The organism is Asticcacaulis sp. AC402 (assembly GCF_000495835.1).
In the GTDB taxonomy this organism is placed as follows: Bacteria; Pseudomonadota; Alphaproteobacteria; order Caulobacterales; family Caulobacteraceae; genus Asticcacaulis.
The window spans coordinates 36,714-62,100 of the sequence record NZ_AWGC01000004.1; the positions used below are offsets into that span (position 1 = coordinate 36,714).

25 protein-coding genes and 1 pseudogene are annotated in these 25,387 nt (G+C 60.1%); 12 read left to right on the plus strand and 14 right to left on the minus strand.

Annotated elements, in window-relative coordinates:
• The first annotated feature begins 400 nt into the window (after positions 1 to 400).
• From ABAC402_RS22620 to pyrC, 3 genes are read left to right on the plus strand one after another with little or no spacing between them, the layout of a single operon-like run.
• Complete coding sequence (locus tag ABAC402_RS22620; protein WP_023447915.1) at positions 401 to 613, plus strand: helix-turn-helix domain-containing protein; 213 nt, start codon at positions 401 to 403, stop codon at positions 611 to 613.
• Complete coding sequence (ilvD, locus tag ABAC402_RS22625; RefSeq protein WP_052025244.1) at positions 606 to 2,369, plus strand: dihydroxy-acid dehydratase; 1,764 nt, start codon at positions 606 to 608, stop codon at positions 2,367 to 2,369. The genes ABAC402_RS22620 and ilvD overlap by 8 nt, the downstream gene beginning before the upstream one ends.
• Entirely contained in the window at positions 2,356 to 3,456 is a 1,101-nt protein-coding gene (gene pyrC, locus ABAC402_RS22630) for a dihydroorotase (RefSeq protein ID WP_200862119.1), read from the plus strand. Before ilvD ends, pyrC begins: the two co-directional genes overlap by 14 nt.
• A gap of 110 nt (positions 3,457 to 3,566) precedes the next feature.
• On the opposite strand, the gene ABAC402_RS22635 is transcribed toward pyrC, so the two are convergent.
• Positions 3,567 to 4,445, minus strand: coding sequence for a LysR family transcriptional regulator (locus ABAC402_RS22635; RefSeq protein ID WP_023447918.1), 879 nt, complete (start codon positions 4,443 to 4,445; stop codon positions 3,567 to 3,569).
• A gap of 106 nt (positions 4,446 to 4,551) precedes the next feature.
• Between ABAC402_RS22635 and ABAC402_RS22640 the strand changes: the two genes are divergently transcribed.
• The 3 genes and pseudogenes from ABAC402_RS22640 to ABAC402_RS40785 all read left to right on the plus strand — a co-directional run.
• Entirely contained in the window at positions 4,552 to 6,111 is a 1,560-nt protein-coding gene (locus ABAC402_RS22640; protein ID WP_023447919.1) for a proton-conducting transporter membrane subunit, read from the plus strand.
• Positions 6,053 to 8,608: a YbcC family protein gene (locus ABAC402_RS22645; RefSeq protein WP_200862120.1), complete on the plus strand. Its 2,556-nt coding sequence runs from the start codon at positions 6,053 to 6,055 to the stop codon at positions 8,606 to 8,608. Before ABAC402_RS22640 ends, ABAC402_RS22645 begins: the two co-directional genes overlap by 59 nt.
• Positions 8,605 to 8,742 (plus strand): annotated as a pseudogene (locus ABAC402_RS40785) (sulfate adenylyltransferase small subunit); the annotation flags it as partial. The gene ABAC402_RS22645 and the pseudogene ABAC402_RS40785, both read left to right, overlap by 4 nt.
• 272 nt (positions 8,743 to 9,014) lie before the next feature.
• Here ABAC402_RS40785 and groL read toward each other — a convergent pair.
• On the minus strand, positions 9,015 to 10,664 hold the full coding sequence (gene groL / locus ABAC402_RS22650) for a chaperonin GroEL (RefSeq protein ID WP_023447922.1): 1,650 nt from the start codon (positions 10,662 to 10,664) through the stop codon (positions 9,015 to 9,017).
• Between the two features lie 33 nt (positions 10,665 to 10,697).
• Positions 10,698 to 10,988 (minus strand): co-chaperone GroES, encoded by a 291-nt coding sequence (groES, locus tag ABAC402_RS22655; RefSeq protein ID WP_023447923.1) that lies wholly within the window; start codon positions 10,986 to 10,988, stop codon positions 10,698 to 10,700.
• 237 nt (positions 10,989 to 11,225) lie between these two features.
• Between groES and ABAC402_RS22660 the strand changes: the two genes are divergently transcribed.
• Positions 11,226 to 11,528 carry a DUF883 C-terminal domain-containing protein gene (locus tag ABAC402_RS22660; protein ID WP_023447924.1) on the plus strand — a complete coding sequence of 101 codons (303 nt, stop codon included), beginning with the start codon at positions 11,226 to 11,228 and terminating at the stop codon, positions 11,526 to 11,528.
• On the opposite strand, the gene ABAC402_RS22665 is transcribed toward ABAC402_RS22660, so the two are convergent.
• The 4 genes from ABAC402_RS22665 to ABAC402_RS22680 all read right to left on the minus strand — a co-directional run bounded on the left by ABAC402_RS22665 (position 11,525) and on the right by ABAC402_RS22680 (position 14,009).
• Complete coding sequence (locus ABAC402_RS22665) at positions 11,525 to 12,007, minus strand: DUF1178 family protein (RefSeq protein ID WP_023447925.1); 483 nt, start codon at positions 12,005 to 12,007, stop codon at positions 11,525 to 11,527. The two genes, ABAC402_RS22660 and ABAC402_RS22665, sit on opposite strands and share 4 nt — an antisense overlap.
• Positions 12,004 to 12,810: a carbon-nitrogen hydrolase family protein gene (locus tag ABAC402_RS22670; RefSeq protein ID WP_031235070.1), complete on the minus strand. Its 807-nt coding sequence runs from the start codon at positions 12,808 to 12,810 to the stop codon at positions 12,004 to 12,006. Before ABAC402_RS22670 ends, ABAC402_RS22665 begins: the two co-directional genes overlap by 4 nt.
• 18 nt (positions 12,811 to 12,828) lie before the next feature.
• The gene (gene grxC / locus ABAC402_RS22675) at positions 12,829 to 13,083 is read right to left on the minus strand and encodes a glutaredoxin 3 (protein WP_023447927.1); all 255 of its coding nucleotides are present in this window, start codon (positions 13,081 to 13,083) and stop codon (positions 12,829 to 12,831) included.
• 104 nt (positions 13,084 to 13,187) lie between these two features.
• On the minus strand, positions 13,188 to 14,009 hold the full coding sequence (locus tag ABAC402_RS22680) for a ComF family protein (RefSeq protein ID WP_023447928.1): 822 nt from the start codon (positions 14,007 to 14,009) through the stop codon (positions 13,188 to 13,190).
• A 27-nt stretch (positions 14,010 to 14,036) separates the two neighbouring features.
• Here ABAC402_RS22680 and ABAC402_RS22685 point away from each other — a divergent pair, with 27 nt between their 5' ends.
• Entirely contained in the window at positions 14,037 to 14,939 is a 903-nt protein-coding gene (locus ABAC402_RS22685) for a methyltransferase domain-containing protein (protein WP_023447929.1), read from the plus strand.
• Here the strand turns inward: ABAC402_RS22685 and ABAC402_RS22690 are convergent.
• The 3 genes from ABAC402_RS22690 to mutT form a co-directional block, all read right to left on the minus strand.
• A complete protein-coding gene (locus ABAC402_RS22690; RefSeq protein WP_023447930.1) occupies positions 14,936 to 15,259 on the minus strand; it encodes a hypothetical protein in 324 nt (107 codons plus the stop codon). The two genes, ABAC402_RS22685 and ABAC402_RS22690, sit on opposite strands and share 4 nt — an antisense overlap.
• A 92-nt stretch (positions 15,260 to 15,351) precedes the next feature.
• Positions 15,352 to 15,825: a hypothetical protein gene (locus ABAC402_RS22695; RefSeq protein ID WP_155847276.1), complete on the minus strand. Its 474-nt coding sequence runs from the start codon at positions 15,823 to 15,825 to the stop codon at positions 15,352 to 15,354.
• Complete coding sequence (mutT, locus tag ABAC402_RS22700; protein ID WP_023447932.1) at positions 15,804 to 16,202, minus strand: 8-oxo-dGTP diphosphatase MutT; 399 nt, start codon at positions 16,200 to 16,202, stop codon at positions 15,804 to 15,806. Before mutT ends, ABAC402_RS22695 begins: the two co-directional genes overlap by 22 nt.
• A 99-nt stretch (positions 16,203 to 16,301) precedes the next feature.
• Between mutT and ABAC402_RS22705 the strand changes: the two genes are divergently transcribed.
• On the plus strand, positions 16,302 to 16,838 hold the full coding sequence (locus tag ABAC402_RS22705; RefSeq protein ID WP_023447933.1) for a hypothetical protein: 537 nt from the start codon (positions 16,302 to 16,304) through the stop codon (positions 16,836 to 16,838).
• 120 nt (positions 16,839 to 16,958) lie between these two features.
• Here the strand turns inward: ABAC402_RS22705 and ABAC402_RS22710 are convergent, their stop codons facing one another.
• The 3 genes from ABAC402_RS22710 to argJ are packed head-to-tail and all read right to left on the minus strand — an operon-like array spanning position 16,959 to position 19,071.
• Positions 16,959 to 17,342 carry a type II toxin-antitoxin system VapC family toxin gene (locus ABAC402_RS22710; protein ID WP_023447934.1) on the minus strand — a complete coding sequence of 128 codons (384 nt, stop codon included), beginning with the start codon at positions 17,340 to 17,342 and terminating at the stop codon, positions 16,959 to 16,961.
• Positions 17,339 to 17,596: a type II toxin-antitoxin system Phd/YefM family antitoxin gene (locus tag ABAC402_RS22715; RefSeq protein WP_023447935.1), complete on the minus strand. Its 258-nt coding sequence runs from the start codon at positions 17,594 to 17,596 to the stop codon at positions 17,339 to 17,341. Before ABAC402_RS22715 ends, ABAC402_RS22710 begins: the two co-directional genes overlap by 4 nt.
• Before the next feature lie 50 nt (positions 17,597 to 17,646).
• Positions 17,647 to 19,071 carry a bifunctional glutamate N-acetyltransferase/amino-acid acetyltransferase ArgJ gene (gene argJ, locus ABAC402_RS22720; RefSeq protein ID WP_031235073.1) on the minus strand — a complete coding sequence of 475 codons (1,425 nt, stop codon included), beginning with the start codon at positions 19,069 to 19,071 and terminating at the stop codon, positions 17,647 to 17,649.
• 123 nt (positions 19,072 to 19,194) lie between these two features.
• Here argJ and ABAC402_RS22725 point away from each other — a divergent pair, with 123 nt between their 5' ends.
• Positions 19,195 to 20,043: a hypothetical protein gene (locus ABAC402_RS22725; RefSeq protein ID WP_023447937.1), complete on the plus strand. Its 849-nt coding sequence runs from the start codon at positions 19,195 to 19,197 to the stop codon at positions 20,041 to 20,043.
• 194 nt (positions 20,044 to 20,237) lie between these two features.
• Here ABAC402_RS22725 and ABAC402_RS22730 read toward each other — a convergent pair whose 3' ends face one another.
• Entirely contained in the window at positions 20,238 to 21,290 is a 1,053-nt protein-coding gene (locus ABAC402_RS22730; RefSeq protein ID WP_023447938.1) for a peptidyl-prolyl cis-trans isomerase, read from the minus strand.
• A 386-nt stretch (positions 21,291 to 21,676) separates the two neighbouring features.
• Between ABAC402_RS22730 and secA the strand changes: the two genes are divergently transcribed.
• Positions 21,677 to 24,568, plus strand: a complete 2,892-nt coding sequence (secA, locus tag ABAC402_RS22735; protein ID WP_023447939.1) for a preprotein translocase subunit SecA — start codon at positions 21,677 to 21,679, stop codon at positions 24,566 to 24,568.
• A gap of 210 nt (positions 24,569 to 24,778) precedes the next feature.
• Positions 24,779 to 25,360: a hypothetical protein gene (locus tag ABAC402_RS22740; RefSeq protein WP_023447940.1), complete on the plus strand. Its 582-nt coding sequence runs from the start codon at positions 24,779 to 24,781 to the stop codon at positions 25,358 to 25,360.
• Positions 25,361 to 25,387: the final 27 nt, after the last annotated feature.

Below are 25,387 nucleotides of genomic sequence, written 5' to 3' on the forward strand. Positions count from 1 at the left end.
GGCGTGAATGAATCAAAGAATTCAAGTCCAGAACGACATCATTTTCCGTAATTGCTCACGCCCCCCCCCCCCGGGTTCCAGCCTGACCGGTTTGGGATTGTTGCGTTCGAGCCGTCCGGCAGGCATCGGTAAGCGGCAGCCGGCCCCGGTAGCGCGGAAGCCGTTGAACAGCCTTTTTACGAACGGGCCTGGGCAAATCCGATGATCCAGTTGACAAAAGAGTTTTGTCTCTCAGACGTGGCTCAAAACATAAACTACCAGGCAGCGGCGCTGTTCGAGGCAAAAACACTTACGTTGTTGTCAATCATCCCCTAGCATTGCTATATGATCCTTATTGTCGCTATTTGGCTCCGCGGATCGCGACAAGTTGGTGAAAGCCACCGGGGGAAGGGTCCCGAACATGCTCCGCAAACCGCTGCTGACTCTTCAGGAGACCGCCGACCTTTTGAAGCTGAGCGAAGCCACCCTGAGGGGCCTCATCAAAGCGGGTGACGTGCGCGCCATTCGGATCGGGCGCGAGTGGCGGATCGCTGTGCGTGATCTCGAAGACTTCCTTGACGCCCACGCCAATCGCGCACCTGCAGCGCCCTTATCGGAGTCCGGCCATGAGTGATAAATCCAGCGGTCCTGTTCCGAATTTAGAAGGGGAATCACACCGGCTCGACAAGTCCCGGCTGCCAAGCCGCCATACGACGGTTGGCCCCGAACGCGCGCCGCACCGGTCATTCCTCTATGCCATGGGTCTCTCCGGCCAGGAGATCGCCCAACCCTTCGTCGGTGTGGTAACGACCTGGAACGAGGCCGCCCCCTGCAATATCACGCTGTCGAGACAGGCTCAGGCCGCAAAGCGTGGCGTAACAGCGGCCGGCGGCACGCCGAGGGAATTCACAACCATCACCGTTACCGACGGCATCGCCATGGGCCATGCCGGGATGAAGGCGTCTCTGGTCAGCCGGGAGGTCATCGCCGACTCTGTGGAACTTTCGGTTCGCGGCCACTGCTACGACGCGCTTGTTGGTCTCGCAGGCTGCGACAAGACTCTTCCGGGTCTTATGATGGCAATGCTGCGCCTCAATGTGCCTTCCGTCTTTCTTTATGGTGGTTCTATCCTTCCAGGCCGGTATCGCGGGAAGGATGTCACTGTACTTGATGTCTTCGAGGCCGTTGGCGCCCACGCAGCCGGGACGATCTCTGACGCGGATCTGGCCGAGTTGGAGACAGTTGCGTGTCCATCAGCAGGATCATGCGGCGGACAGTATACCGCCAACAGCATGGCCTATGTCTCCGAGGCGATCGGTCTGGCCCTTCCTGGCTCGGCTGGAACACCGGCGCCCTACGAATCTCGCGACCGATACGCCGAGGCCGCAGGCCGCACGGTCATGGAACTCTTGAGGAGCGGCATCCGGCCGCGAGATATCGTAACCCGAAAATCTCTTGAAAACGCCGCTGCCGTCGTCGCTGCGACAGGAGGCTCAACGAACGCTGCATTGCACCTACCCGCCATGGCGCATGAAGCAGGAATAGACTTCGATCTTTTCGACGTAGCGGAGGTCTTCAAGCGAACACCTTTGATCGCTGATCTAAAGCCCGGCGGGCGTTACCTCGCAAAAGACGTGTACGATATTGGCGGCGTCCCCGTTGTGCTGAAGGCCCTGCTTGATGGAGGTTTCCTGCACGGCGACTGCCTCACCGTAACCGGCCGGACCCTGGCAGAAAACCTCTCAGAGGTTCGCATCCCCGATGATCAGACCGTGGTCTTTGCGACCACCCGCGCCATTTCACCTACGGGTGGGTTGACTGGACTGAGCGGCAACCTCGCGCCCGACGGCGCAATTGTGAAGATCGCTGGGCTTCACAGGTTGACGTTCAGCGGACCTGCCCGTGTTTTTGACAGAGAGGAAGACGCCTTTGCGGCAGTCATGGCGCGCCGTTACGCAGCTGGCGACGTTATTGTCATTCGGTATGAAGGCCCGCGCGGGGGACCTGGGATGCGCGAAATGCTCGCCACAACTTCCGCCATCTATGGTCAGGGCATGGGTGAACAGGTGGCGATGATCACTGATGGCCGGTTCTCGGGAGCAACCAGGGGCCTGTGCATTGGCCATGTCGGACCGGAGGCCGCGACCGGCGGCCCCATCGCCCTCATACAAGACGGCGACATAATTGATATCGACGCCGAAGCCGGTAGTCTGTCGATACGCCTTGACGAGACCACACTTGCCGCAAGGCGTGCAAAATGGTCGCCGCGCAGACATGGCTTTCAGTCCGGCACAATCTGGAAATACGCCCAGACAGTTGGCTCTGCCCGGCATGGTGCTGTGACCCATCCGGGTGCTGCGGCTGAGGACCACGTTTATGCCGACATCTAACGGGGAGTTGTTACCCGAAAGCGGCGCGCGCACGTTGATGAACCTGACGCTGCGACGGCCCGATGATTGGCATGTCCACTTTCGCGACGGGCCGATGCTCGCCACCATCGTCAACTACACGGCACGGCAGTTCGCGCGCGCCATTGTAATGCCGAACCTCAATCCGCCGATCACGACCATTGCAGCGGCGAAGGCTTACCGAGATCGAATCCGCGCTGCACTTGAGCCAGGACGGGCGTTCGAACCGCTTATGACCTGCTATCTGACCGACACACTTGATTCAGGCGAAATCAAACGCGGCTTTGCCGAAGGTGTATTTACTGCCTGCAAACTCTACCCCGCGCACGCGACGACAAATGCCGGACACGGCGTCACCGACATCCGAAAGATCCATGGTGTGCTTGACGTTATGCAGCGGATAGGTATGCCGTTGCTTATCCATGGCGAGGTCACAGATCGTCATGTTGACGTCTTTGATCGCGAGGCGGTCTTTATCGAGCGTATCCTCGCCAGGCTGATCCTGGATTTTCCTGCGCTCAAGGTCGTCTTCGAACACATTACCACGGCCAACGCGGTGGAATTCGTTGCCGAAAGCGGGCCAAATGTCGCGGCGACCATTACACCCCACCATCTTTCGATCAATCGCAACGCCATGTTTGATGGGGGAATCCGCCCGCACTTCTATTGTTTGCCGATCGCCAAACGCGAGAGTCACAGGCTCGCCTTGCGCAAGGCCGCGACCTCAGGGTCACCGAAGTTCTTTTTGGGAACCGACTCCGCCCCCCATCCGGTAGGCGCCAAGGAATCGTCCTGTGGATGCGCGGGCATCTTCAACGCGCCTTTCGCTCTGGAGACCTATGCGACCGTGTTTGAAGAAGAAGGCGCGCTGAGCCAACTCGAAGCCTTCGCTTCGGAGAATGGCGCGCGTTTCTATGGGCTTCCGCTAAACGAGAGCCGCATTGAGTTGGAGAGACGCCAACATAGTGTCCCCAACCGGATAAACCTTGAAACGTCCCAGGTCGTTCCATTCCACGCTGGGGAAACTCTCTCTTGGGCTGTAAAACAAGAAATTTTCAGCACCGAGTAGAGAGGATGTGCTTTAATCGAATCAAAACCCCGCTCCACCGCTGTGTCATCACGCGAAACTCACTCAATCTGCTGAGGCCGACAACCTCCCGAAACTGGCGCTGCGCTCTCTCAATGTGTCGGTGGAAGCAAGTCCTTCAAAAGACGATTTGGGAAACGACGTTTCTGAACAATCGCATAGAATCGTTCCGTAACATCCGGGATGCGACAGTATTCTACAAGTCTCCCTGACATCAGTTCGTCGCGCACGACGATGGGCGGTACCAGCGTGACGCCTTCGCGTTCACGGGCCAGCAGCCTGAGCATGGCCATGTCATCAACCTCGGCCACAATGATCGGTCTGATGCCGGCCAGTTCCAGAACCCGATCGAACGCCACACGAAAGTCGCTATCCAGACTTGGCAGTAGCAACGGCTCGGTGCGCAGGTCGTCAGGGAAGCGGAAGGTATGTCCGTCTGTCCGGGGACGCCCGACCAGACTGACCGGCTGTTCATTGAGCAGATGATTGCGCAACTGTGTGCGTGCGTCCTGCGGGGCTGAAATGTTCGCGAGGACGACATCCAGTGCGTGGGCTTCCAGTTGCGCCAACAAGTCGCGGATATTGCCCGACCGAACGATAAGCTCAACGTCAGAACGACCCACCAGAGGCCGTAGAAACTCCAACTGGAAGTTTCGCGACAGCGTCGTGAGCGCTCCGACCCTTAAAACCTGGCGATCGGCCAGGCCGCGTCCCTGCAACGTGCTCATCAGTTCGTCGCCAGACTTGAAGATGGTGTCGGCATAGTCGAGGGCGATCTGGCCGGCCTCTGTCAAAACGAGTTTCTTGCCTAGCCGCTCAAACAGGGCATGGCCCATTTGATGCTCGAGCTTCTGGATCTGGACTGATAGCGCGGACTGCGACAGGTTCATGTGTTCGGCCGCCCGCGTGAGGCTTCTTTCATGCGCGACGGCCCAAAAATAGCGGAGATGGTTGTAGTTGAGCTTTGCCATATCGTTCGATAATAGCGAACAATGTATCCATTTCAATGAATTTTTATTGCCAAAAAGGCTCCCGTAAAAGGCCTTCAACGAAACTGCACATTGAAAGGGCCACTCAATGTCAATCTATGTCTTAACTCTGCTGGCGCCCGTTCCGCTGCTCGTTGCAGGGGCGGTCTGCTTCTTGAACACCGGCCCCAGGCCCTTCTTCGTCCCCAAAACGGCGGAGCTTGCTGCACTCGCGGCGTTTTTTGGCGCTTTAGCGTCTTTTGCCTTACTGCTGATCTTCGGGCCTGGTGTAAGCCCCGTGATTGGGATTCAAGGCGCGGGCTTTTCGTCCCGGCTCGATGTCATCAGCGCCGTAATGCTGCTTCTGGTCACCTTTATCGGATGGATCGTCGTGCGTTACGCCGGGACTTATCTTGATGGAGAAGCCCGTCAAGGGCCGTTCACGGGCTGGCTCTGCTTTACACTCGCCAGCGTCCTTTTATTGGTTACGGCGGGCAATCTGGTCCAGCTTGTCTTGAGCTGGATCGCCACAAGCCTTTTTCTACATCGACTTCTTTTGTTCTATCCCAAACGCGTGGCAGGCCAGCGTGCTGCCCGCAAAAAATTCATCACCGCGCGACTCAGCGATGTAGCCGTTGTCTGTTCCGCGATATTGCTGGCGACGGCCTATGGCACCACCGATATTGGTTCGATCCTTCACTCAGCCCGATCAGGAAGCGGCGGACATCTTGCCATCGCTGCAGCCGGCCTGCTGGCATTCGCAGCGATACTCAAGTCGGCGCAATTTCCAACCCACACATGGTTGACCGAGGTCATGGAGACGCCCACCCCGGTTTCGGCACTGCTTCATGCCGGAGTGATCAATGCGGGCGGGTTCCTCCTTATCCGCTTCGCCGATGTCATGCTTTTGGCTCCGGGGGTTCTCGCCGCCCTTGTCATGATTGGTGGCTTCACGGCACTGTTTGGCAGCCTCGTCATGCTCACCCAACCGGCGGTCAAGACGTCGCTGGCCTGGTCAACTGTGGCCCAGATGGGTTTCATGATTTTGCAGTGTGGCCTGGCACTATTCCCACTGGCATTGTTGCATATCGTCGCCCATTCCCTTTACAAGGCGCACTCATTCTTGGCGTCCGGCGGCGCAGTTGAACGGGTCGCGAGTGCGCGCAGGCCGGGGCCGGTCGCCATCCCCAATGCAAGCGCTGTTGGCAGAGCTTTTCTCTCAGCGATGCTCATCTATGTCGTCGTGGGTTTGGTATTCGATCTCACGCATAAATCACCGCAGGCCATCGCGCTCGGGGCTATCCTGATCTTTGGCGTGGCCTATATACTGGCCCAGGGCTTCGCAGATGCGGCGCCAAAGGCGCTCACTCGGCGCACCGCCATCTACGCCCTGGCGACATCGGTTGGCTATTTCGCGCTTCAAACGGCGACGACAGTCCTCACAGCGGATACGCTACCGTCCACCCCATCGCCCGGTCCGCTGGAGTGGGGGCTTATAATTCTTGCCGTCGTATCCTTTGGCCTCGTGGCCATAGTCCAAGCCATGTTCCCCCTGTGGGCCTACCACCCGGCCGCGGCTGGACTTCGTGTCCATTTGTCAAACGGCTTCTATGTCAACGCTGTCTTCGATCGGATCGTCGGCGGTTGGACTATCCGCAAACCTTTCTAATCCGTTTGGAGCTTCGATCATGACCCCTTCATATCTGGCTGCGAACGGCGATCCTGGGCTTTTAGGAGCCATAGTGGATCGTTCGGCTCGCGCTATTCCACCTTTGTGGCCTCTGGCCTCGAGTGTCGCTGTCAATCCTTTTCTGGGGCAGACGGCTGAAGGCCTTGCCCAGACTGCCGCGCGCCTCGCTCGCGTCGCTGGCATCTCGATAACTATGCCGCGTTCCTGGTATCACGAGAAGATTTCGGCCGGAGCCATTTCCGACCAAGATTTGCTCGAGGCACTGGCGGCGACGCCTGCAGTCCCCGGACATGTAGATCTGGCCAGCGTAAAAGCAGCGGCGGCTCGAAATGTGTCGAAGTCACGCGCGTTGGCCACCGTTGCGGACCTTGCCGCTGATGCCTCAGGCATTGACTGGCCGGGCTTGATCGCAGAGCGATTTAGTGCGTGGGCGGCCGGTTATTTCGACGAAGGTCAGGCGCTGTGGGCCGCGCCGCGCGGCAAAGGCGGATACGCCGCCTGGCGCGCCATAGCCACGCATGACTTGACTCCTGAAATTGCGGGTCTTCCAGGTTTTGCCTTGCATGTGGCAAACACACCCGAGCGTTCAATTGATGCCATCGCCCATGTTGCAAAGAAGCTCAGTCTCAGTGACGCAGCTATGGAGACCTATTTCCATCAGATGCTGATGACGCTCGGCGGTTGGTCGCAGTTTGCACGCTACAAGCTTTGGCAAGCGGAACTTGGTGGCGGCTCCGATCAGACACTTACGGATTTCATCGCTATCCGCCTGGTCTGGGAAGAGGCCTTGTATCTTCACTATCAAGCACAGATCAATGAAGCGTGGTCAGCCGTGCGAACAGAGCACTCAGCGCCCGTTAGTGCGACGCCAGAGCTCGTCATCGATACCATTCTTCAGGCCGCTGCGGAACGATCGGCTCAGCGCGCACTGGCATCTACACTCGCGATGCCTGCACGAGAGACAATCGACAAAAGGCCCATTCTACAGGCTGCGTTCTGCATTGATGTGCGCTCAGAAGTCTTTCGCCGCGCGTTGGAGAGCCTGAACCCGCAGATCCAGACCTTAGGTTTTGCCGGCTTCTTTGGATTGACGACCTCCCATCGTCGATTTGCTTCCGACGTCGAGGAACTGCGCTTACCCGTATTGCTCAATCCAGCCTTCAGGTCTTGTTCTGGCGGCGTGAACGTCGCAGACGCGGACCTGTCACACCGCTTTAAAGCCCGAGCAAAGCGTGCCTGGGGCCGATTCAAGCTGGCAGCCGTATCCTCCTTTGCGTTTGTAGAGGCGACAGGCCCGATCTACATTGCCAAGCTCGTGAGTGACGCCCTGGGACTGCACAGGACGCCGGCGCCCAATGATCCCGCGCCCCTTTTCGATCCCGCGCTCGGTCTTGATACCCGAATCAAGTCCGCTGAGACGGTCTTGCGCGCCATGTCATTGACGCAGGGATTCGCCAGGCTCGTCCTGCTTGCCGGGCATGGCGCCAATGTCGTCAACAATCCCCATGCCAGCGGACTTCATTGCGGCGCATGTGGCGGCTACTCTGGAGAGGTAAATTCACGCCTGCTTGTTTCGCTGCTGAACGATCCGGGCGTCAGGTCAGGCCTTGCTTCAAGCGGCATTGTCATTCCGACAGATACGCTTTTTTTGGCCGCGCTTCATGACACGACTACGGATGGAGTGACCCTGTATGAGGATCATGCCTGCGACACCCATCGAGATGATGTGAATCAGGCCAAAACCTGGCTTGCCACTGCGGGAAAGCTTTCCCGGGGCGAGCGCGCTCTTCGATTGCCCCGGGCGTTGAATGAAGGCGCAGTCCCCAAACGGAGTACCGACTGGTCCGAGACAAGGCCCGAGTGGGCACTGGCGGGTTGCAAGGCGTTTATTGCGGCACCTCGGACTCGCACCGCAGGCAAAAGCCTGGAGGGACGGGCATTTCTGCATGACTACGACTGGAAACAGGACAAGGGGTTTGGCGTTCTTGAACTCATCCTGACCGCGCCTGTAGTGGTCGCGAGCTGGATCAGCCTGCAGTATTACGGTTCAACAGTCGCCCCGGAGGTTTTCGGAGCTGGTAACAAACTGCTGCACAATGTTACGGGCGGTATCGGCGTCGTCGAAGGCAATGGCGGCTTGTTGCGGGCCGGATTGCCCTGGCAATCGGTTCATGATGGCGAAAATTATGTTCACGAACCCTTGAGATTGTCAGTTTGCCTAGAGGCGCCGTGCGAAGCTATGACAGATGTCCTGCGCCGCCACGACAATGTTCGCGCGCTCTTCGACAACGGCTGGCTCCACCTTTTTGGCCTCGATGAGCAGGGCTGTATGGCCTGGCGCTATGTCGGTAATCTCCAATGGGACAAGATCGAGACCATGGATGCGACCGGTCGCCGGCTCACTGGAACGGCGCCACTTCACGACGAAACAGCGCAAGGGGACAGGATGGTTCCAAATCGGGAGCTCGCACAATGAGCCGTGGCTTAACCCATCTGGCGAAACTGGAAGCCCAGACCATCCACGTTATCCGCGAATCCGTAGCTGAAGCCCGCAATCCCGTTATGTTATTTTCGGCAGGAAAAGACTCAACGGTCATGGCGCAGCTGGCTAACGACGAATCAAACAGCCGATGTTGAACGATGTGGCAGCTGTAACCCCTGAGCCGCCCCCTCGTTCGGGAAGCGCTTTGATGGAATCAAAACCCCGCTCTAAGTTTTTGTTTTTTCGCGCAATTTTTCCGAAAACCGGAACGCCCGTGCGGTGGCCCCCACTTTATCGGTTTGCGCTGTAGCTATTGGCGATCCCAGACGGCCTGCCAACAAAAAAGAGCGGGCCTTGCGACCCGCTCTTTCCATGTTCAGACAGGTGTCTGAGGGCTGGATCAGAAATCCATGCCACCCATACCGCCCATGCCGCCGCCGCCCATTTGTTGGGGCGCGCCGGACTCTTTCTTGGGGGCTTCCGCCACAGCCGCTTCGGTCGTGATCAGGATGCCCGCGACCGAAGCCGCGTCCTGGAGGGCCGTGCGCACGACCTTGGCCGGGTCGATAACGCCGTCGGCAACCAGGTCAACGTACTTTTCGGTCTGGGCGTTGAAGCCGAAGTTGGCGTCAGCATTGGCCAGGACCTTGTTCACGACGACCGAGCCTTCGACGCCCGAGTTTTCGGCGATCTGGCGCAGCGGTGCCTGGATGGCCTTGCGAACAATCGCGATGCCGGCGTTCTGGTCGGCATTGGTGCCCTTCAGATTGATGAGGGCCTTGGAAGCCTTCAGCAGAGCCGTGCCGCCGCCCGGAACGATGCCTTCTTCGACGGCCGCGCGGGTCGCGTTGAGGGCGTCGTCGACGCGGTCCTTCTTTTCCTTGACTTCGATTTCGGTCGAGCCGCCAACGCGGATGACGGCAACGCCGCCGGCCAGCTTGGCCAGACGTTCCTGCAGCTTTTCCTTGTCGTAGTCCGACGTGGTCTCTTCGATCTGCTTCTTGATCTGGCCAATGCGGGCTTCGATCTCGGACTTTTCACCGGTGCCATCGACGATGGTCGTGTTTTCCTTGGTGATCGTGACCTTCTTGGCGCGGCCCAGCATGTCGAGGGATACGGTTTCGAGCTTGATGCCCAGGTCTTCGCTGATGACCTGGCCGGCGGTCAGCACGGCAATGTCTTCCAGCATGGCCTTGCGGCGGTCACCAAAGCCCGGCGCCTTGACGGCGGCGACGCGCAGACCGCCACGCAGGCGGTTGACGACCAGCGTAGCCAGGGCTTCGCCTTCGACGTCTTCAGCGATGATCAGCAGCGGACGGCCCGACTGAACCACGGCTTCGAGGATCGGCAGCATGGGCTGCAGCGACGAAATCTTCTTGTCGAACACCAGGATGTACGGGTCTTCGAGGACCGCTTCCATCTTGTCCGGGTTGGTGATGAAGTAGGGCGACAGGTAGCCGCGGTCGAACTGCATGCCTTCGACGACGTCCAGCTCGGTTTCGGCGGTCTTGGCTTCTTCGACGGTGATGACACCTTCGTTGCCGACCTTTTCCATCGCCTTGGCGATCATTTCACCGACTTCGGTGTCGCCATTGGCCGAGATGGTGCCGACCTGGGCGATCTCTTCGTTGCTGGTGACCTTCTTGGACGACAGCTTGATCTGCTCGACAACGACGGTGACCGCCTTGTCGATGCCGCGCTTCAGGTCCATCGGGTTCATTCCGGCGGCAACGGCCTTGAGGCCTTCCTGAACGATGGCCTGGGCCAGAACGGTCGCCGTCGTGGTGCCGTCACCGGCCTTGTCATTGGTCTTGGACGCGACTTCGCGGATCATCTGCGCGCCCATGTTTTCGTAGCGGTCTTCGAGCTCGATTTCCTTGGCGACGGAGACGCCGTCCTTTGTCGAGCGCGGCGCGCCGAACGACTTTTCGAGCACGACGTGACGGCCCTTGGGGCCCAGGGTGACCTTCACCGCGTTGGCGAGGATGTTGACGCCGCGCAGCATCTTGTCACGCGCGTCGGAGCCGAAATAAACGAGTTTAGCAGCCATTGTGGATGTTCCTTTTGGTTGCGATAGAGTGGATTAGCGTGCGAGAACGCCGAAGATGTCGGATTCTTTCAGGATCAGCAGGTCGTCACCATCGATCTTGACTTCCGTGCCGCCCCACTTGCCGAACAGGACGCGGTCACCGGCCTTGACGTCGAGGGCGACTTGTTCACCCTTTTCATTGCGGGCGCCCGGGCCAACGGCGACGATTTCGCCTTCCTGGGGCTTTTCCTTGGCGGTGTCGGGGATGATGATGCCGCCCTTGGTCTTGGCTTCTTCTTCGACGCGCTTGACCAGAACACGGTCGCCTAACGGGCGAAAGCTCATGGATGTCTCTCCAGATTGTTTTTGGCAATATGTCTGTTAGCACTCGACATCTGCGAGTGCTAACGACAGCTGGCAGATAGGCGCGAGGGCACAGGGTGTCAAGGGCGGGCCTTGCAGATTTTTTCCCTCTCAAGAGCATAAAATGGGTGGATTCTGTCGCCTCTGCGGCAATGCGCGCATCAAAAATTTATAAGACATGCGCTATAGTGGGGGTCTAATCCGCTAAGGGAGATCTTCATGTTGTCCGAAAAAGCCCAGGCCGCCGCCGCCAAGATCACGTCGTTGAACGAAGTTGACCTAAAGTCGCTGTCCGAGTCGATCCGTCATGAGGTCGAACATGCGACCCATGTTCTGGGCGAACGCGCCAAGGAAGCTGAGATCAAGGTTCGTCAGTTCGCCGACACGGCGGGTGAGGACTTTAGCCGCATGGGCCGCGACGCCCGCCGCACGGTCGAAGAGCATCCGGTACCGACCGCACTGATCGCGCTGGGCGTCGGCTTTGCCGTCGGACTGCTGATCGCGGGCACCAGCCGCCGCTAATTCAGCTTCCGGGTGAGCGGCGCCGCTCCGACCTGCCCCGGCGGCAGAGGCTTGGCGGCACCGCCATCCGTTTGCGGCGAAAACACCGGCAGCGCCGCGACGTGGACGCCATCCTCGACCAGCGATTTGACCTCCTGGGGCGTGGCCTCGCCATAGATCGGCCTGTCAGGCGCCAGGCCCTCGTGGATATCGCGCGCCTCGGTGGCGAATGCGTTACCGACATAGTCGTGGGTGGTCTCGACATGCTGGCGCAACTTGAACATCGCTTCGGCCACGGCCTTCTGGGCTTCGGCCAGACCGGCATCGGCGGCTTTGGAAGTGCGCACCTGCGGCGCCATGATGGCCTTGGTGACGTTCCGGGTGCCGCAAAGCGGGCATTGCACCAGCCCCTGGCGTACCTGTTCGTCATAACCGTCCGACGAGGCAAACCACGCCTCGAACCCGTGATCGACTTCACATTTCAACGCATACCTGATCATACTGACCCTATAGCACGATCATGGTGGAGTTGGGGAAGAGCCTGACGCGCCCGTGTCACCTCCGCCAGATCCAGGGTCGCCGTCAGCACGGCCGGCCGGTCGTGATCCAGCCGGGCAATGACCTCGCCCCACGGATTGACCACCAGCGAATGGCCCCAGGTATGGCGGCCGTCTTCGTGGGCACCGCCCTGGGCCGGAGCCAGGATAAAGGCGCCGGTCTCAATCGCCCGTGCCCGCAGCATGACCTCCCAATGGGCGCGACCGGTCGGCACCGTAAAGGCCGCCGGCACAGCGATCATGTCGACCCCGGCCTTGGCCAGGGCGCGGTAGAGGTAAGCAAAGCGGACATCATAGCAGATGCTTAAGCCCAGCCGGCCCCAAGGCGTGTTCGTCACCACCGCCTGGTTGCCCGGGCACATGGTGGCGCTTTCGCGGTAGGACTTGCCGTCCGGCGTATCGGCGTCGAACAGGTGGATCTTGTCGTAGCGCGCCTGAACTTCGCCGTCTGGCCCGATCAGCAGGGTGCGATTGGCGGCGCGATGATCCCGCCCCGAGGCGACGATCACCGAGCCGATCAGTACGGACACCGACAGTTCCTTCGCCAAGGCGCGGACGCCGAGGACGAAGACATCCTCGTCTTCGCTCGCCACCTTGCCGGTTTTGAACTCGCGGCGCTGCTCGACCAGGTTGGCGCATTCCGGCAGCAGGATCAACTTCGCCCCGGTGGCAGCGGCTTCGCGGACCAGCGGCGCGGCATGGTCCAGCGCCGCCGGCGCATCGGCGGGCGTGGTCAGTTGGACCATAGCAATATCGAGGGTCACCTACGCCGCCAGCAGCGGATCTAGACCGCCGCGCGAGTCCAACGCCACCAGGTCGTCGCAGCCGCCGACATGCAGGCCATCGATGAAGATCTGGGGATATGTGAAGCGGCCGGAGCGGCTGTTCATCTCGGCGCGCAGGTCAGGATCGCCGGATGCGACGATCTCCATGAACTCAGCGCCCTTGTCTTCGAGCAGCGCCTTGGCGCGCTCGCAATAGGGGCAGTAGGGCTTGGTATAGATTTCGATCTTGGCCATGCAAAACTCACAAACACAAAGACATACCTGACAGTGTCACGGGTACCGTCAAGACAATATAGGAAATTCGTTGCCGAACTTAAAGCCTACGCTCATTCGGCGAACTACGCCCTCTCCTGTACCGCTCGCGCCAGCACGGCGATATCGACCTGTGCCGCACCGGCCTTGAGTAACTCGCGCGTACAGGCTTTCAGAGTTGCGCCGGTCGTAAACACATCGTCGATCAGTACCACCCGCTTTCCGGCTATGACGTTTGCGCCGGTCGGAGAAACCGCGAACGCTTTGCGGACATTGTCCCATCGCATCTGCGCCGAGGCATGGCCCTGGGCCTTGGTCATTTCGACCCGCTTGAGACCGTCAGGAAGATAGGTCTTTCCGAACCGTCGCGCCAGGGGCCGGGCAAGTTCGGCCGCCTGATTGTAGCGCCGCTCCAGCAGCCTTAATGGATGCAGCGGCACCGGCACCACCAAATCTGTTTCACTCAGTACATCCGTCGCCGCCCGCTCCAGCCAGCGTGTCAACATCGGCGCCGCATCCAGCCGGTCGCCGTGCTTGAAACCCAGGATCACACCTTTCGAGGCTTCCGAATAGAGACAGGCCGCCCGGGTGCGAACAAACGGAAACGGATCGTCCTCGCAAACCGTGCACCGCCCGCCGGCGCCCAGATGCAGGCCGCCTTCGAACGGCCGGGCGCACATGTCACAGCCGTCGCGGTCGAGAAAGCGGATGCGCGACCAACGGCCGGCCTCCATACCGACCCCGCCTGTGCCGCTGTCTTCAGTTGCTTCACCTTGACCATGCGGCGGAAAGACCATGTCTATCATCTGTCCGGCGGCGCCGCGCAGATAGGCCCAACTCAAATGATCTTCGCCAAAGGCCTTAACCTCGGACGCGATCTGACCTACATAGCTGGACAGCTTCCGCAACCCCGCCCCCTTAAATCCTGTTGATCCATGTCAGATTCCCCGCCCCATCTGTTCGATCGCCGGTTGCTGGTCGCACGTAGAAATCGCGCCGCCCGCGGTTTCGCGCAAGCCCATTTTTTGCGTCAACGCGCGATCGAAGACACTTTGATGACCTTGTCGGCGATCAACCGGCAATTCGACCTGGCCCTGGAGCTCGGTGCCGGGGATGGCGGTTTCGGGCGCGCCCTGGCGGACATGCCGGTCGCCGCCAAGGTCGGACTGCTGATCGAAAGCGACCTGTCGCCGCGGTTGTCAGCCCAGCAATCCGGCCCCGCGCGTGTGATCCTGGACGAAGAACAGCTGCCCTTCGGCGACGACAGGCTGAACCTGGTCGTCTCGACCCTGGCCCTGCATACCGTCAACGACCTGCCGGGTGTTCTGGTCCAGATTCGCCGCGCGCTCAAACCCGACGGTCTGTTTATAGGAACGCTTTTCGGTGGCGAGACGCTGAAAGAACTGCGCGGCTGTTTGATGGAGGCCGAGATCGAGATTCGCGGCGGCTACGGCCCGCGCATCGCCCCCTTTGCCGAGGGCGCTGACCTGATTGACCTGTTGAAACGGACGGCTTTCCAGATGCCGGTCGTCGATTCCGACCGCGTAACCGTATCGTATGAACATCCGCTGCGGCTGATGGCCGACCTGCGCGCCATGGCCGAGAGCAACATCCTGTACGACCGGCCGCGCAAGGGCCTGAACAGGGCGTTGCTGCAAAAGACGACCGAGCTCTATTTTGAGCGTTTCGCCGACGATGAGGGCCGCATCAATGCGACCTTCGAGATAATCACCCTGTCGGGATGGAAGGCGCACGAGTCGCAGCAAAAGCCGCTGCGGCCGGGCTCGGCGAAAACCCGCCTGGCCGATGCTTTAGGGGTCAAGGAAGGCAAGCTTTAGCTGAGCCCTTCGCAGCCGCCGTTTTCGTTGAACCTGCCGTCAGCCCAAAAGTTGGTGTCGCCGGTGCGTGGCCGACCCAGGTGATGGGCGACGGCACACCCTGTGCCCATGACGATGTTGAGCAAGCTTTGCAGCGTGCCATTTTGCGCCCAGACCATGAAGGCAATGGCCGTGACAGCCAGGAAAATCAGGCGGGACAGGCCGCCTTTCTTGCGCACCCGGACCGCCTGATCACCGCGATGGCGGCCATGTTTGCGAAGGGCGCGATAGTCGTCGATATCCGGGCTATGGCCGGACCGGTATTCTGGACCGTGAAGCATAGGGCAATCTCCCTGAACACGGTTATATTGCCAGAGCCGAACTAACAGAACGTGACGACATGGGGTTAATGTTAACCAACCTTAATTGACGCTTAATCCTCAAGCGGTGGCAACCTTATCAAGCGTGCCTTGGCCAGGTCCTTGGGTCGGCCGAAGGATTCGAAAATATCGGCTTGTTCGGCAAGCGACGGGATATAGACAATACCCGTCGCCGTTGGAACCGCGACGCGCGTCTTAACCGTCAGGGGCTGCCAGCCGCCGGTATTAAGGTGCAGGTCGCCCATCATTTCGATCGCAAGGCCTCCGGCGACGGCGACCCTTACGAAGGGCGTCGATCGGAACAGGTCGCTGCCCGAACCCGCGATAACGCCACCACCCAGATTGTGAACAAAAGCTTCGATGGTGTCGCGTGAACCCAACACATCGACATCCTCAGGTTCGAGGTCGATTCCCGACAGTCTGGCTGCTACGCTGCCGATCAGCCACCAGTCGTCCACGTCAGGCGCCGCAGCGACGATCCTGCCCAGCGAAACGTCCAGCGGCGTCATATGAAGTCGCATAGCCATGCCACCAGCGGCACATCGGCCGGGGGCATGGGATAGTCACGCATCTGAACCGGACGAACCCATTTCAGCGCCTTGTGTTCGCGACTTTCCGGTTCGCCTTCCCAGCGCCGGATCAGGAACAACGGCATCAGCAAGTGGAAGTCATCATAGGTGTGAGAGGCAAAGACGAACGGCGCCAGGCAGGCCTGTTTGACAGTGATACCCAGTTCCTCGTCCAGTTCGCGGATCAGGGCAGCTTCCGGAGTCTCGCCGGGTTCGACCTTGCCGCCGGGAAACTCCCACTGTCCGGCCAGTTGCTTACCCTCAGGACGCTGGGCGATCAACACCCGGCCTTCCGAATCGACCAGGGCGGCGGCAACGACAAGAACGGTTTTCATGGCATCTGATCCCGGAATGATATCCCGGCCTTAGCATGGGGTTGCCGCCTGGCGGAAGGGCTTGCAAGCCATCGGCGCCATCTTCATAGTATAGCGGTCATGCCAGCACCTATCCATCTTTCCGACCTTGGCGCGCGCATCGCCATCATTGGTCCTTCCAGTTCGGGCAAGTCGACCCTGGCCACAGCGCTGGGTGCGCATCTGGGCTGCAAGGTCGTCCATCTCGACCTGCTGGCCCACTATCCGGACACGCAATGGCGTCCCCGGCCCAAGCCGGAACTGGTGGCGTTGCATGACGCCGAATTGGCGGACCCGGCCTGGGTCATCGAAGGCAATTATGGCGTCGCCATGCCGCAAAGATTTGCTCGCGCCACCGGCGTTATCTGGCTGGATTTCGATCGCTGGGGCTGTCTCTGGCGCTACGTCCGACGCTGCTTTCAGCCGGCCTCACAGCGCAGGGGCACGCTGCCGGGGGCCATCGAACGGCTTAACTGGCGCATGGTTCAATATATTCTTGTCGAGGCTCCTGCAAAACAGGCGCGCTACGAGCAAATGATTGCGCAGTCGGGCCGACCTTTGCTTCGCTTGGAATCTCTTGAGGCGCTCAAGGTGTTTTATCGGAGCGCCGGGATTTAAAGCGCAATCCGATAAAGTGGCCACCACTTTTCGGAGAAATTGCGCGACAAAACAAAAACTTAGAGCGGATTTTTGATTCCATCAAAACTCATCTCGCTCTAGCGTCCTTGGTTTGAGCATCTACAGAACGCCTTGAATATCCGTCTGGCTGAAGTCGTTGCCGATGAACAGGAGCGGACAGTTGTGCGCCTTGGCGACGGCGTAGGAAAAACAGTCCATGATGTTCAATCCCGCGGGGTGTCGCCCCTTGCCCCACACAACGTAGGCCTGCACGGCGTGGCGCGCCATGATTTCATCGACGGGAACAATTTCAACATCCAGCGCGTCAAGGAGCGTTTGAAGTTCCGACCTGACGTTATAACGTCCCGCCACCAACATGACTTCGGTCAGGATCGCAGCCGACAAAATGCAGTGGTCCGCAACTTGCAGCGCATCATCGCATGTGTCACCCATGGCTTCATTGAGTACAACAGCAAGCAAGGCCGAACTGTCGACGGCGATCATTTCGGCAGACCGAACTCATCATACAGGTCATCGGCCGCATGAGCAGCATCCGGCGCGGGAATGGCGTTCCTTCTGGCGGACTCGCGCAACTCCCGGATAATCCGGCTCTTCTCTTCCGGACTCAGCTTTGGCTTTACGGGTACCAGCCGCACCGCCGCATGACCATGACGCGTCAGGACAACTTCGTCCCCAGCCTCGGCGCGGCGAACAAGATCCGTCAATTGCGCCTTGGCGTCAGATACAGATATGTACATGAGCGTCACTCCTTAGATCAAAATATAGACCATTATCTGGTCCAAATCAATCAGGAGCGATAATCCCCGTTGATGGTGATATACCCATGCGTCAGATCACACGTATAAACGTGCGCTGTCGCACGGCCGACGCCGACATCGACGCTGATCTCCAGCTCGGCGTTCTTCATATAGGCACTCATCGCGGCCTCGGAATAGTTCAGTGCCACGGCGCCGTGTTCGGCCGCAACCAGGTCTCCGAACCGAATGCCTAAGCGATCACGGTCGACCGGCTCCTCGGTCTTGCCGACCGCCATAACGATGCGGCCCCAGTTGGCGTCTTCACCGGCGATGGCGGTCTTGACCAGCGGGCTTTCGGCGATCGACTTGGCGATCTTGCGCGCCGAGGCCGGGTTGGCCGCACCGGTGACATTGACCTTAACGAACTTGGTGGCGCCCTCGCCATCGCGGATCAACTGGGTGGCCAGCGAATGCATGACGGCTTCCAGCTTGGCCTTGAAGTCGGCCAGCCGCTTGTCGCCGGCACGCGCGATACGCGGCGCGCCGGCCGCACCGGTGGCAAACAGCAGGCAGGTGTCGTTGGTCGACGTGTCGCCGTCGACCGTCACGGAATTGAAGGTGGTTCGCGTAAACAGGGCCAGCAGGCTTTGCAACACGCCGGGCGCCAGGGTGGCATCGGTGGCGATAAAGGCCAGCATGGTCGCCATGTCGGGCGCGATCATGCCCGAGCCCTTGGCAATGCCATTGATGCGCACCTTGACGCCGTCGATCTCGGCCACGGCGCTGGCGCCCTTGGGGAAGGTGTCGGTGGTCATGATGGTCTGGGCAGCCTCATGCCAGGCATCGGCGCGCAGGTTTTTTTCCAGATCATAGAGCCGTGCCGCGATCCTGGCGTCGTCCAGCACCATGCCGATGACCCCGGTCGAGGCCAGCATGATGTCGCGCTGGCGGCAGTCGATCCGCCGCGCCAGGGCCGAGGCCGTCCGTCGCGCGGCATCGGCCCCCAGCTTGCCGGTAAAGGCGTTGGCGCAGCCGGCATTGCACACCAGGGCGCGCACGTCTTCGCCGTCATTGGCGTCGAGTTGCTTCTTGCACCAGTCGACCGGCGCCGAGCCGATGGTATGGCGGGTGAAGACGCCGGCACAGGTCGTGCCCTCGGCGAACTTCATCAGCAGCACATCCTTGCGATCGTGTTTGTAGAAGCCGGCGCGGTCGGTGGCGATCTGGACGCCGCCCACCGGCGGCATCTCCGGCAGGGGCACAGCGAGGGGCGAAACAGCCAGACCGGGTTTGCCTGGAGCTGCGGCCGGCTTGGCGGGCTCGGAGCCGTGAACCAGGTTAGACGTCAGTTCAGCGCCTTTTTGTACGGCGCGCGAAATGGCGGTGGTAAATGGGTCGAGCGCACGCTCCAGACCCTGCGCCGCCAGGCTGGCCATCGGGTGGGATGGAGAAGTTGACACTGGCGGCTTAGTCATGACGCGGCTCCTGGAAAACTTTGGCTGGCCTTATCAGACAGTGTCTTCTTCGCCAACGCTTTTCGGCAGCTTACCTCGCCGGGAAAAACGCGCTAGGCTACGCTACTGCTATGGGGCTGAAAAATGAAAGCAATTCTCCTGTTCGCGACCTTGGGCCTGATCGCCGCCGCACCGTGCGCCCATGCCGACGACAAGGCCAAGGACAACAGCAACCCACCGCCCGCCAAGACCGCCAAGGCTGGAAAATTGCGTCAGGCACCCGCCCAGACCCGCGACGCCAGCCCCGTTGCGACTGAAGGCGCGCCGCAAAGCCGCGGCGCGCCGGAGCGGCCCGGCGGGCGTCAAGGTACACCTGGTCCCGGCAGCCGCCAGGGCGAGGCTGGCAGTGTCCAGGTCGACAGCATCGACATTCAGGTGGGGAGCGGTAGCCCGGCTCAGGGTAGCGGCCAGGGTGGCATTATCATCAACGACTTTCAGGTCACGACGGGTGGCAATGGCGGCGTCAAGGAAACCGGCCGCACCGGCGGTGTCCACGTCGACGAGTTCGAGGTTGTCGCCGATGTGCCCGAAGACCGCAGTTCGGTGCAGGTCGATGAGGTCAAGGTTGTGGTTGAGCCCGTCAAGGGCGGCACCACCCCGTCATCGGGCGAGGACGACAGCGGCGGTGACGATATCAACGATGACAAGGGCGGCAGTTCCTACGGCGGTGACCAGGAAGAAGGTGGCCGCCGCCCGGTCAGGCTGCCGACCGACGGCCGTCCGGTTTTGAGCGGCAAGATCTTGAACACTGCCCCGGTTTCGCAGGGCGGCAACGCTGATCCCTCCAATCCGGCTGCGACTCCGGACGAAGATGGCAATGAAGGCAACGCGGGCAAGACCAAGAGCGACGCCGGTAGCGGCGCCAAACACAAAACCGGCAAGGGTCAGGTCAAAACGAGCAATCCAGCCCGGCGTCGTAGCGGGGCGAACTAGAGCGCAATCCGATACAGCGAACGCCACCGCACGGGCGCCTCGTTTTGGGATAAATTGCGCGACAAAACAAGACGCCTGAAGCGAGGTTTTGATGCCATCAAAACCTCGCTTCAGGCGCCATTCGGTTCAAAAACAGCTTGTCATACGCTGTATTGCCTTGCGGCAAAACCGGTGGAGGAAAGCTTGCTGAGGGCCTACCCGCCCCTGGCCATCCCGATCAGCTTCGACGAGCCCGGCTTGGCCTCCCCCATAGGCACCGACAGGGCCACCGGCTTGCCCTTGCCGGACGTGGCAGGTGCTGCCGACGCACTGGCCGCTTCACTGGCGGCGACCGAGTCATCGGCCGCGTGCGCGGGCGCATTCGCCGGTTCCTGGCCCGCCTGGTCGCTCAGTGCCGACTTCTCTATCAGCATCTCGACCTTGGCACCCTTGCGCAGGCTGTCCAACAAACCGGCGACCTGGTTGTAGATCAGGTAGCGCATAATGATCGGCCGCTCTTCTTCCAGGGTCGGTAACTGTTCCGGCCGGCGGTCCTCGATACGAAGAATGGCCCAGCCGCCGTCGGTCTGGACCGGTCCAACCGTATCGCCGACCTTGGCGGTCGACAGGACGCTCTTGTAGGCCTGGGGCATAATGTCGGTGGTGAAATAGCCCATGTCACCGCCGGAAAACCGTGTCGCCTGGTCAATGGAACGTTCCATGGCCATGGCCTCGAACAGCGACCCGCCCTGGACAGCCTTCATCACGTTATCTGCCTCGTCCTTGCTTTTCAGGAGGATGACGCGCGTACGGATTTCCTCGGACTGTTTCGACAGCTTAACCTGCTCGTCGTAATGTTCCTTGATCGTCTTTTCGTCGATGTCGCGGTCTATGGTGTTTTTGACCAGCATGTCGCCGAGGATACGGTCTTCCGCCGCCTGTAGCCGGCGCTGGGCAGCGACTGACTTGTCCAGCTCCTTGGCGCGGGCCGCCTTGGCCAGCAGACGCTGATCGATGACTTCTTCGAGTGTGCGCGCAAACATGTCCGAGGTTGGATCCAGCGGCTCGCCCGGGCCTATGGCGCCCTGGGCTACCGCTTCGGCACGGACATCGGAGGCCCAGACGGTTTCGCCGTCGATTTTCGCCACCGCAATATCGCCCGGCTCGGGCGGGCGCTGGGTGACGGTTGGCTTGTCGCATGCGGCCAGAGTGAGGGTTGCGGCAGCGAGCAAGGTCAAGGCAAGGCGAAAGCCGTGGCGTCCGATCATAAACTGTCCCCTAGAGCGCAATCCGATAAAGTGTGCAGCACTTTTCGGCCAAATTGCGCGCCAATAACGAAAACCTGGAGCGGGATGACGATTCTAGCCAAAGCCATCCCCCCAAAACCCCAAAAACATCCTTCCCCAAAACTTCAACAGTTTCGGTGGCCGCGTTGACATACACCATTCCGCCGCTTAAGTCAGTGCCCGTGCTTGAAAAGCGCTTTTTCCGGCTTATTTGACCCTGAACACGTTTCATTCCGGTGAATTTTCGGGTGAACATCAGGTCACATACAAGAAACTTCGCGCCGCTCGACTCAACCCTCTACATCCCACAGGCTAATTTGGCGCGCACGTGCCGGGAAAGCCTGAGATATCAAGTATCAAGGTCTACCATGCTGGCCATCGCCAAAATGCTTTTCGGCTCTTCCAACGATCGCAAGGTTCGCGGCTATATGACGCGCGTTCAAAAGATCAACGCCCTCGAGCCCAGGATGAAGGCGATGAGCGACGAACAACTGGCCCACCAGACAGTATTGTTCCGCGAACGCCTGGCACAAAAAGGTCAGGGGGGGGGCGCCTCACTCGACAGCCTGATGGACGAAGCCTTTGCCACCGTCCGCGAAGCGGCCTGGCGTTCCATAGGTCAGCGTCACTACGACGTCCAGCTGGTCGGTGGCATGATCCTGCATAAGGGCGGCATCGCCGAAATGCGCACTGGTGAAGGCAAGACCCTGGTCGCTACGGCGCCGGTCTACCTCAACGCCCTGACCGGCAAGGGCGTCCACCTGATCACGGTGAACGACTACCTGGCCAAGCGTGACGCCGAATGGATGGGTCGCGTTTACCGCTTCCTGGGTCTTTCCACCGGAGTCATCGTCCAGGGCTTATCCCAGGCCCAGCGCAAGCAGGCCTACGGTTCCGACGTCACATATGGCACCAATAATGAGTTCGGCTTCGACTACCTGCGCGACAACCTGGCCTATAGCCGCGGTGAGATGGTTCAGCGCGGCCACAACTTCGTCATCGTCGACGAGGTCGACTCCATCCTGATCGACGAAGCCCGCACGCCCCTGATTATCTCCGGCCCGACGGAAGACCGGTCGGAGCTTTACAAGATTCTCAATACGACCATTCTGGAGATGATCCAGGATCCCGACACCTACGAACTGGACGAAAAGCAACGCCAGGTACTTCTGTCGGAAGTCGGATCCGAGCGGCTCGAAGAAATGCTCGAAGCGGGCGGCCACCTTGCTGAAGACTCAGCCGGCCTTTACGACCCGATCAATATTTCGCTGGTCCACCACGCCAACCAGGCCCTGCGCGCCAACACCCTTTACACGATCAACAAGGACTATATCGTCAAGGACGGCGAAATCATCCTGATCGATGAGTTCACGGGCCGCATGATGACCGGGCGCCGTCTTTCAGAAGGCCTTCACCAGGCGATCGAAGCCAAGGAGCGGGTCGAGATTCAGCCGGAAAACCAGACCCTGGCGTCCGTCACAATCCAGAACTATTTCCGCATGTACGAAAAGCTTTCGGGCATGACCGGCACGGCGGCGACCGAAGCTCAGGAATTTGGCGACATCTACAAGATGGATGTTCTGGAAATCCCGACCAACCGCCCGATCAAACGTATCGACGACGACGACGAGGTCTACCGCAGCGAAGCGGAAAAGTTCAACGCCATCGCCGCCCAGGTCGCCTATTGTTACGTCAAGGGCCAGCCCATTCTGGTCGGCACCGCCTCGATCGAGAAGTCGGAAGGGCTGTCGAAGTTCCTCAACGACTACAGCTACCGCGTTGAGCAATCGCGGACGCTGAAACCGCAGTTCGCGAAGGCTGAAAAGAAGGAACTCCTGAAGGCCGGTGAAGACGCCTATGACATCGTGTGGAAGTCCGGCAAGGGTATACCGCACAACGTGCTGAATGCCCGCTTCCATGAACAGGAAGCCGAGATTGTCGCTGACGCCGGCGTTCCAGGTTCGGTTACCATCGCTACCAACATGGCGGGCCGTGGTACCGACATCCAGCTGGGCGGCAATGTTGACATGCGCGTCCAGAAATGGCTGTCCGAGCAGGACGCGGCCGGCGCCGAGGTCCATCAGGAGCAGCTGCTGGCCAAGCGCCGCGAGATCGAAACCCAGGTCGCGGACTTGAAAGAAAGAGCGCTGGCCGCAGGCGGCCTGTTCGTGCTGGGCACCGAACGTCACGAAAGCCGCCGCATCGACAACCAGCTTCGCGGTCGGACCGGCCGTCAGGGGGACCCTGGTCAGTCCAAGTTCTTCCTGTCTTGCGAAGACGACCTGATGCGCATCTTCGCCGGCGACCGCCTCAACGCCATGATGAAGACTTTGGGCGTCGAAGAAGGCGAAGCCATTACGCACAAGCTTCTGAATGGCGCCATCGCCACGGCCCAAAAGCGCGTGGAAGCCCGCAACTACGAAATCCGCAAAAACCTGCTGAAGTACGACGATGTCGTCAACGATCAGCGCAAGGCAGTGTTTGAGCAGCGCCAGGAGTTTATGGACTCCGACGACCTCAGCGAACTGATCAACGAGTTTCGCCAGGACACCCTCCACGACCTCGTGGAAGTCCACTTGCCGCCCAAGGCCTATGCCGAGCAATGGGACATTGCCGGCCTGAAGGAGCGCGTCATTGCTCTGACCGGCCTTGACCTGCCGCTGGAGGTATGGGCGGCAGAGGAAGGCATAGCCAACGAAGAGATCGAGGAACGGCTTCAGTCGTTTGCGGCGCGCAAGATGGAAGAGCGCCTGCAGATGCTGGGCTCTGACCAGATGAAATCGCTGGAAAAGCAGTTCCTGCTGCAGATGATCGACATGCACTGGCGAGAGCACCTGATGCACCTCGACCATCTGCGCGCCGTCATCGGCCTGCGCGGCTACGGCCAGCGCGACCCGCTGAACGAATACAAGACCGAAGCCTTCACCATGTTCGAAGCTCTTCTGGTCAATCTGCGCCAGTCGGTCACTCGCTGGCTGATGACGATGGAGATCCGCTTCCAGCCGCCCGAGCCTGAGCCGGAACCCGCCTTTTCTCAGCAGCTCGAACATGCCCGCCGCCAGTTCCAGGAAGTCCATCTTGACCCGCTGACCGGCCGCAACGAACGGGCTGCGAAGCTGAGTGACGACCTGACGCCCGACCAGCGCGAAGCCCTGCCCGTCTCGGCCCTGCCGGCCGGCTGGGAGCGTACCTCGCGCAATGGCGAATGCCCGTGCGCCTCCGGCAAGAAGTTCAAGCACTGTCATGGCGCTCTGATTTAGAACGCAATCCGCTAAAGTGTGACGTGCTTTTTCGGATTGCGCTCTAAAGTCCAACCGCTCCAGCGTAGGGAATCGGTGCCTGAAAAGGGAATCTGCGTTATCCGGCCACAGTCGTGGCGGGAATGCGTTGGATTAGCCGATTCAAGCCTTGCCACCTCGCATCCCCCGGTTTATCGTCTGTTTACTTTTGGCTTTCTGGGGATGTTCGTCATGAAGACGATCCACGTCGCTGCCGCCGCCCTTGTCTTTGCACTGAGTACTACGACCGTCCTGGCACAGGAAATCGTGGACGCGGCACCGTCCAATCGCTACGCCGTCGCAGCGGGCGATGTCGCCAGTCCTGCTCTGGCCCAGCTGAACGACGCCGCCGACTCGGCCAATGCCGCCAGGAAGGTGGATCTGTACAAGCAACTGATGGAGATGAACGGCCAGGCCCGCAACATCCGCAACGTCATCGGCAATACCAAGGCAGCGACCCGCCTGATCGTTGTCGAACGGACCGGCAGGCCGGCCCTGTCGGCCGAAGACAACGCTCGCTACGACGTCATTGCCACCTCCGTTTTGGGCCAAACCGAAGCCGCATTGATCAACGACATTGCCGTCACACAGTCGGCCGGATTCAGTGCCGACGAGATCCAGCAGCTGATCGTCGCCAATTCCTCAGTGGCAGCCGCCAAGTACAACGCCGGCAAGTTCAGCCAGAGCGAAGCCAATACCCAGCAAATCCAGTCCTATATGGTCGAGGCCGTCATCAAGATCATCAAGACCTTTCAGGAATCGATGGCCAGTTGATCTGCTTTTTTTGAGTGTTCCCCGGGG